The sequence below is a fragment of the Phyllobacterium sp. P5_D12 genome (assembly GCF_054049495.1).
Map to the genome: position 1 here is coordinate 1 of NZ_JBFUMG010000220.1, position 7,004 is coordinate 7,004.

The following is a 7,004-nucleotide window of genomic DNA, read 5'->3' on the forward strand; positions in this document are numbered from 1 at the left end:
ACTGTGCCCAGACCATTCAAATAGACGGGTACATCACTTTGTACCGCTGCTGACGCTTCAACCGGTATAAGAGCAGCGGCGGGCTGATCTTTGGCGACCGTTTTATCGTTACTCGCGAGCCAGAAGACTCCGGCTGTAGCAAGCACGACTGCGCCAATGACTATGCTGACTTTGTATCGAAGTGAACTTTGCATTCTGTGCTCCAAGTCGACTTGCATGGTATTGACGCGTTAATTGTTCGAGGAAATACGGCAATGCGCTTCGACGCCGTCGTCATCATCCTGCGCCCGTCAGTTAGATGGGGTCCGTCCAAGGCTCTGCACGAGTTTGTTGTGATCGATCTTTGACAAGTATTGCCACGCTCAGGGCCAGTTGCCGGCGGCAATTTTGCCGAAAACCAGCTCAAAGCTTACGCCTTTCCGTTCTGGCGATAATAACAGTCAATCTGGATTGCGGACACCCAAACCAAAGTATGAGTTTATCAGACGAGCGCATTATTCCCGTCCACGCCTGTATGATGGAGCATCTTTCCTTGCCTCGTTAACCTACAGCCCGATGCCAATGCGCCGAAGAATCTTGACGATGTCTACCGGAGCCTTATTCGCCGACAGACTCAGCATTCTTATTGCATTTGCCAGTTGCCGTCTTGACTAGGCCTCTCGCGGACAGAACCGCTCGGGCCGGACAAATTGCCGATGGGTGGAACTCTTCCGCCCTCACTCTTCCTGCACAACAGGGGTTTCGGAATAGATATGGGTATAGTTCGGTTCGCGCTGCGGTTCCCGCACACATTCTACGTGTTAGCCGCCTTAATACTTTTTCTTGGCGGAGTCGCAAGTTACGAGATGCGAACGGATATCTTCCCGGAAATCAACATTCCGGTTGTATCGGTGATCTGGAGCTATGGTGGCCTCAGCACACCTGAAATGGAGCAGCGTGTCACCACCTATAGTCAGTATGCAATCAGCTCCAACGTCAATGGCATCAAGAATATCGAAGCGCAGACCCTAGGCGGGCTGTCGATACAGAAGATCTATTTTCAGCAGGACGTGAATCTTGATCTCGCAATTGCGCAGATTGTGTCGGCGACAAACGCCATCCGCGCGCTTTTGCCAGCAGGAATCCAGGCGCCGCTCGTGGTGCAGTTCAATGCCTCCAGCGTGCCCGTCCTGCAGATCAGCCTGAGTTCCGATACACTCAATGAGCAGCAGCTGTACGACTATGGCATCTATCGCATTCGCCAGCAGTTGGCGCCAATCCCCGGTATCACATTGCCAACCCCCGCTGGCGGGAAATACCGGCAAATCATGGTTGACCTGGACCCGTCGAAGCTGCTTGCCAAGGGTCTCACCCCACTCGACGTCGTCAACGCAGTTAACACGCAGAATCTGACCCTACCTTCAGGTACTGCCAAGATCGGCGATACCCAATACGTTGTGCGCACGAACGCGACGCCGGCGACGATCGATGAACTCAACGACATTCCGGTCAAAGTGGTCAATGGGGCTACGGTTTTCGTAAAAGATGTCGGTCAGGTTCATGATGGCTGGCTTGTTCAGCAAAACGTCGTTCGTCAGGATGGGCGTCGTTCAGTCCTTCTGAGTGTCATCAAGAATGGCAATGCTTCAACTTTGGAAGTGGTCAATGCTGTCCGGCGAGCATTGGTTACGGCACGCGCGTCCGCGCCTCCCGGTATGGAGATCAAAGAGATTTTCGATCAGTCGGTATTCGTCAAGCAGTCCATCGCCGGCGTGCTTCGCGAAGGCGCCATCGCGGCAGCCCTCACTGCGCTGATGATCCTGCTGTTTCTAGGATCGTGGCGATCGACATTGGTCGTCATGATAACCATACCGCTTGCAATCCTGTCATCGGTCATTGCGCTGTATTTCCTTGGAGAGACGCTCAACACCATGACGCTTGGCGGCCTCGCACTGGCCGTGGGCATCCTTGTCGACGATTCTACGGTGACGATCGAGAATACGCACCGGTTGCTCACTGAAGAAAGACAATCGCTGGCGCAGGCGACGCTGCACGGAGCGGCAGGCATTGCTGTGCCGACGCTGGTGTCGACCTTGGCCATCAGCTGCGTGTTCACGTCCGTGGTTTTCCTTGAGGGACCGGCCAAATATTTGTTCACGCCGCTTGGCATGGCAGTCGTGTTCGCCATGCTGGCGTCCTATGCCCTTTCGAGAACCCTCACCCCGATCACGATTGGTCTGTTGCTGAAGGGTGAGCGGCATGGCACGTCGAAAAATTGGTTCTCCCGCTTTCATGCCAGGTTCGAGCATGGATTCGAGGCGATGCGTGTCCGCTATGTCGGGCTGTTGACGTTGCTGCTTACACGTCGGTTGATCATGCCGGTCGTCGCCGTCCTGGTCCTTGCCCTTGGAACCACCTTGCTGATCTTCGTCGGTCGGGACTTCTATCCTGCGATCGATGGAGGCCAAATCCAACTTCATGTTCGTGCGCCCGCTGGAACGCGGATTGAGACGACAGAGCGCATCTTCCAGCAAGTCGAGGAAAAGATTCGCGAGATCGTTCCCGACAGCGACCGCCAGCTTGTCGTCGACAATATCGGGCTCCCAGCCCGAGCGTATAACCTGGCGTTCACCGACGGCTCGACGATCGGCGTCAATGATGGCGTTATCCTTGTCGCCCTCAAGCCTGGCCACGCGCCTACTGCCGACTATGTGCGCAAATTGCGATCAGCGTTGCCGGAAGCGTTTCCAGATGTGCTGTTCTATTTTCAGTCGGCCGACATCGTCACACAGATTCTCAATTTTGGTCTCCCCGCGCAAATCGATGTCCGCACCGTCGGGTACGACCGTGCCACAAACCTGCGGGTGGCAACGGAGCTCCAGCGGCGCATCGCCGCCATTCCGGGCGTCGTGGACGCCCACCTCCAACAGGAAGTTAACGCGCCGGCGTTCGACACTACGATCGATCGCACGCGCGCAGCGCAACTCGGCCTCAATGCAGACACCATCGCCACGAACATCAATGTTAGCCTGAGTTCCTCGGAACAGGTCTCGCCCAATTTCTGGACTGATCCAACGACCGGTATTCCGTATTATCTCGCTGTTCAGACACCTGAACCAAAAATCAGTTCCCTGAACGACCTCGGCAATACGCCTGTGTCCTCAACCATATCCACAGCCGGTACTCAGATACCAGGACTGCTCAGCAATGTCGCAACATTCAAGCGGAGCAGCATCGCAACCAATAGTAACCAGGCGAATATCCAGCCTCTTTATGAAGTCTTCGCAAGCGTTCAGGGCCGCGATCTCGGGAGCGTTTCCAACCAGATCAACGCAATAGTGACGGATATGCAAAAGCAGCTTTCTCCCGGCAACACCATTCAGGTCGCTGGCCAGATCCAGAGTATGAACGACGCTTTCTGGGATCTTGGTATCGGTCTCCTGTTCGCTGCGGTGTTCGTTTATATGTTGATGGTCGTAAACTACCAGAATTTCGGTGATCCGTTCGTCGTCATCCTGGCGTTGCCTGCAACCTTGTGCGGCATACTGGTCATGCTCTTTGTCACCGGAACAACCCTTAACGTGCCCTCTTTTATGGGAGCGATTATGGCCGTAGGCGTCGCGTCCGCTAATTCGATCTTGCTGGTCACGTTCGCGAGAGAGCAGCAACTGACGGGCAAGCCGGCGTTCCAGGCGGCGATCGACGCCGGTCATACGCGCATCAGGCCTGTGCTAATGACTGCAGCAGCGATGATTGTCGGCATGATCCCAATGGCCATAGGTGGCGCCGGCGAGGAACAGAATGCCGCTTTGGCGCGCGCTGTCATCGGCGGCCTGCTGTTCGCGACTCCTACGACACTCCTCTTCGTCCCGTACCTGTTTGCGATGCTTCGCGGCGGACAGGACGGCAAGGCGGCCCACGGCGTATTCAACGAGGAACTAGCATGAAACCCTTAGAACCGTCAGATCGGCGCATCGAGCATATCTATAATCCACAACCGCAAGTGTCGCGCAGGTGGGGAGGCTGGCTTGTTGGGCTTGGCACGCTGCTCGGGCTGGTCGCGTTACTCTGTTTTGGTGCGTGGGGATATCATTCGCGAGCCGAGGAGGTTATGGCCACTGCCGTTCAGCTCCGCGATTTCGTGCCATCTGTGCACGTCGCCGAGATAAAGCCGAGTACCGACACCGTAACCGTTAGTCTCCCGGCAACCACCGCAGCCTTCGACGACGTCGAAATCTTTGCACGAGCCAGCGGCTATGTCGAACAACGTGAAGTTGATATCGGAGATCATGTAAAGAAAGGCCAATTGCTCGCCAAGATTGCCGTGCCGGAACTCGATGACCAAATCCTGGAAGCCCAAGCTACTTTGGGGCAACTCCAGGCGGCTTTGAAACAGGCGCAGGCTAATTCTGACCTCGCACAGGTCACGTGGGATCGCGATAAACCGCTGGTCGCCAAAGGCTGGATTACGCAGCAGCAGGGTACCATTGATGTGCAGACCCTAAAGGCGCAACAGGCGACGGTGGGTGTCGCGCAGGCAAATGTGAAGGCTCAGCAAGATCAACTTGAGGTGCTGAGTCAGCAACAACTTTATCAGCAGGTTGTCGCGCCCTTTGATGGCATCATTACCCAGCGTAACATTGACAAGGGTAGCCTTGTGCAGGCCGACACGACCAGCGGCACCTTCATGTTCGCCATCATGCAGGGAGACGTGATCCGTACGCAAGTCTTCGTGCCACAGGACGAAGCATTCGGGGTTAGCCCCGGTGACAAGGCCAGTATCGAGGTTCCCGAGACCCCGGGCCGTATTTTTTCCGGGACGGTAACGCGAATAGCCGATTCATTGCAGCCGGGGACCCGCACTTTGCTGACTGAAATCGACGTGCCCAATCCTGACGGTCTCCTCACGCCAGGAATCTACTGCACCGTCCAGCTCCAGATTCCGCGCAAGACGCCAAGCCTGTCGGTGCCCGCTGACGCCCTCATCTTCAACGCGAACGGATTGCAGGTGGCCGTCGTTGAGGATGGCACTGTTCACATAAGAAAAGTAGCTGTGGCAAGAGATCTGGGAACGACCATCGAAGTTAAGGAAGGCCTCAAGCAAGGCGACAAGGTCATTCGTAACCCGCCAGTGCAACTGGTGGAAGGTAGTAAAGTCCGCGTCAACACCGAAACCGTCGCACCAGCTTGATCAGAAGTCCGGCTCGCTCGACGATAATTGCGACAAAGAATATGCAGATGCTCAAGGAAAATGGATTGGCCCAACCTCAGCTCAAATCTGACGATGCTTTGTCCAGTGCTTCCACACACTTTCATCCAGCATTGATAATCATGACGGCTGCAGCCTTGCTTTTCGCTCCCGCCGCTCATGCAGCTGAGGTTCCGGCAGGCTTTGACACAGATCGATTGACGGTTGTTGCGAATGTCCATGCCGAGGGAGTTCAGTTGTATGAGTGCAAGGAAGATCGAGCTGGAAAAACACAGTGGCAGTTTCGCGAGCCCCTTGCGACGCTCATTCAAGATGGGGTCACCGTTGGCCGGCATTTTAGCGGTCCATCATGGGAATTTACCGATGGAAGCAGTGTCATCGGCAAAGTCGAAGCCGAGGCGCCGGGTGCGACGAAGGATGATATCCCCTGGCTAATGTTGCGGGTCATGAAACGAGGTGGCGACGGCGTTCTGACAAACGTTATCGCCGTGCAGCGGCTGGACACGCACGGCGGCCTATATTCGGGCCGTTGCGGAACTGAGGGAGCATTTCATGTTGAACCCTACTCTGCACAATATGTTTTCCTCGCGGGCCGACGTTGAGCCGGCGAGTTCTCACGGTACGATCACAGTAATATTATACTAAAACCATCAATGTGTAAGATTTAAATAACTAAAAGTTGGCAACAAATTTTTGCTGTCATGACATATATAATTATGTTATGAACATTTTCACGAAAATAATGAATTATATTTGTCAAAAAAGTGTTTGATCTGACTTATTGTAGCAAAATATGTAACATAAATATTATTTTTTGTTAATTTGACTTGTTATTTATAGTATATATTGTGGACTTGCAGACCGAGAACCGCCGGCGGTGGAGTTATATATCCAGCGTGACGCGACGGAACTGGACGGTCCTATAAAAGGAGGGCGCCAAGTTGCCCTCAATACTTAGGAGACGCCAAAATGCGCTCTTTTATCTTCAGAACTGCAATCGCTGCCCTCTTAATTTCCACTCCGTTCGCTAGCGCTTATGCCGCTTCGGGCGGTTCGCACGGCTCCCACGACTCGGGCGGATCGCGCGCCTCCCATGAGGGGAGATCCGTTAGCAATACTCGTGAGAATTTCGACCGTATAGGACTCCATGACGAGTCGAATGAGGGCAACACCACCAGCCCGTCCTACCTCTTCGGGAGCCGCATGGATACGCATTCCATGTTTCACCTGAATTAAGTGAGGTATGGCACCAGATAGGTGCGAAATCGCTCCCGGTACGCCCGGGGGCGATTTCGGTCGCAAATTCCCCCCGCTGCCGTGTTCCTCGCCATGTCGGTGAGCACCGTAACGAGCCGCCTTACATGCGTCCGGATCATGCTGGCTGAAAAAACTTCGGGATATGAGAGAGGCGAGCCAACAAGAAAGGGGCAGCAGGCCGGTTTCAGCACTGCTGCCCAAGGAAGCGACCGCGAGGGAGGGCAACGATCGCCGGGGGACTCTGTAGGGAGGTAAGCTCACTCAGACATGAGGCGTGGCATCGAAATTCCGGTGCTGAGGGCTAGTTCGATTTGCCCGCACTCGATTGAACCGTCAGCCAATCCGCAGATAGTTCACCCGCCACCCTATAAGGTTGCTGCGCTTGCAACGTCGCAAGAGCGTTACGCAACAGTTGAACACCTAACTGCACCTGTCCTTCTGCMAAGATCAACGCATCCGCTGGCTTAGCATCGGGTATTCGCGGCAGCAGTAAATCTGGCCAGTCGCCGRAGCGAGGTGAATCCATCGAGCTAACCTTCGCAACGAAACAATACCCGCG

Annotated in this window: 3 protein-coding genes and 1 pseudogene; 3 read left to right on the top strand and 1 reads right to left on the bottom strand. The window is 54.8% G+C overall.

What is annotated here, in order from left to right:
* A pseudogene (locus tag ACXJ5O_RS15040) lies at positions 1 to 194 on the bottom strand (efflux RND transporter periplasmic adaptor subunit); the annotation flags it as partial.
* A gap of 558 nt (positions 195 to 752) precedes the next feature.
* Between ACXJ5O_RS15040 and ACXJ5O_RS15045 the strand changes: the two are divergent.
* The 3 genes from ACXJ5O_RS15045 (at position 753) to ACXJ5O_RS15055 (ending at position 5,790) form a co-directional block, all read left to right on the top strand.
* Positions 753 to 3,926 carry an efflux RND transporter permease subunit gene (locus ACXJ5O_RS15045; RefSeq protein ID WP_457300585.1) on the top strand — a complete coding sequence of 1,058 codons (3,174 nt, stop codon included), beginning with the start codon at positions 753 to 755 and terminating at the stop codon, positions 3,924 to 3,926.
* A gap of 164 nt (positions 3,927 to 4,090) precedes the next feature.
* On the top strand, positions 4,091 to 5,170 hold the full coding sequence (locus ACXJ5O_RS15050; protein WP_457300586.1) for an efflux RND transporter periplasmic adaptor subunit: 1,080 nt from the start codon (positions 4,091 to 4,093) through the stop codon (positions 5,168 to 5,170).
* A 140-nt stretch (positions 5,171 to 5,310) separates the two neighbouring features.
* Complete coding sequence (locus ACXJ5O_RS15055; protein WP_457300587.1) at positions 5,311 to 5,790, top strand: DUF3455 domain-containing protein; 480 nt, start codon at positions 5,311 to 5,313, stop codon at positions 5,788 to 5,790.
* Positions 5,791 to 7,004: the final 1,214 nt, after the last annotated feature.

Excerpts from the sequence above, each read along its gene's own strand:
- ACXJ5O_RS15045 (WP_457300585.1), top strand. The coding sequence starts at position 753 with ATGGGTATAGTTCGGTTCGCGCTGCGGTTCCCGCACACATTCTACGTG.
- ACXJ5O_RS15050 (WP_457300586.1), top strand. The coding sequence starts at position 4,091 with ATGGCCACTGCCGTTCAGCTCCGCGATTTCGTGCCATCTGTGCACGTC.
- ACXJ5O_RS15055 (WP_457300587.1), top strand. The coding sequence starts at position 5,311 with ATGACGGCTGCAGCCTTGCTTTTCGCTCCCGCCGCTCATGCAGCTGAG.